At 53.6% G+C, this 1,032-nt stretch carries 1 protein-coding gene; it reads left to right on the plus strand.

The annotated features are described in order from the left end of the window. Nucleotide 1: 1 nt before the first annotated feature. A partial coding sequence (gene tuf / locus KKW20_RS16530; protein WP_214569029.1) for an elongation factor Tu occupies nucleotides 2-1,032 on the plus strand: 1,031 nt, incomplete at its 3' end.

Below are 1,032 nucleotides of genomic sequence, written 5' to 3' on the forward strand. Positions count from 1 at the left end.
CATGGCTAAGGAAAAGTTTGAACGTTCCAAACCGCACGTCAACATCGGCACAATTGGCCACGTTGACCACGGTAAAACCACTCTGACCGCTGCAATCACCAAATACTTTGGTGACTTCCAAGCGTATGACCAAATTGATGGCGCGCCAGAAGAAAAAGCACGCGGCATCACCATTTCGACTGCACACGTTGAGTATGAGACCGAAGGTCGTCACTACGCACACGTTGATTGCCCCGGCCACGCTGACTATGTGAAAAACATGATCACCGGTGCGGCGCAAATGGACGGCGCGATCTTGGTTGTGAACGCGGCCGATGGCCCTATGCCACAAACCCGCGAGCACATCTTGCTGGGTCGCCAGGTTGGTATCCCAACCATGGTTGTTTACATGAACAAAGTTGACCAAGTAGACGACGAAGAGCTGCTTGAGTTGGTTGAAATGGAAATCCGTGAGCTGTTGACCGAATACGGTTACCCAGGCGACGACATTCCAGTGATCGCAGGTTCCGCTTTGGCTGCGATGGAAAGCCGCGACCCTGAGATTGGCGAAGAGTCGATCAAAAAGCTGATGGCCGCTGTTGACGAATATATCCCAACCCCAGCGCGTCCTGTTGACGGTGCATTCCTTCTGCCAATCGAAGACGTGTTCTCGATCTCTGGTCGTGGTACCGTTGTGACTGGCCGTATTGAGCGTGGCGTTGTGAATGTTGGCGACAGCATCGAAATCGTTGGCATCAAAGACACCCAAACCACCACCTGTACTGGTGTTGAAATGTTCCGCAAGCTGCTCGATCGCGGTGAAGCTGGCGACAACGTTGGTGTTCTGTTGCGCGGTATCGACCGTGAATCAGTTGAGCGTGGCCAGGTTCTGTGTAAGCCAGGTTCGGTTAACCCACACACCAAGTTCGAAGCCGAGGTCTATATCCTGACCAAAGACGAAGGTGGCCGTCACACGCCGTTCTTCGCGAACTACCGTCCACAGTTCTACTTCCGGACCACCGATGTGACCGGGACTGTTGAACTGCCAGAAGG

Origin of the sequence: Aliiroseovarius lamellibrachiae, assembly GCF_018599245.1 — a bacterium.
Lineage (GTDB): Bacteria > Pseudomonadota > Alphaproteobacteria > Rhodobacterales > Rhodobacteraceae > Aliiroseovarius > Aliiroseovarius lamellibrachiae.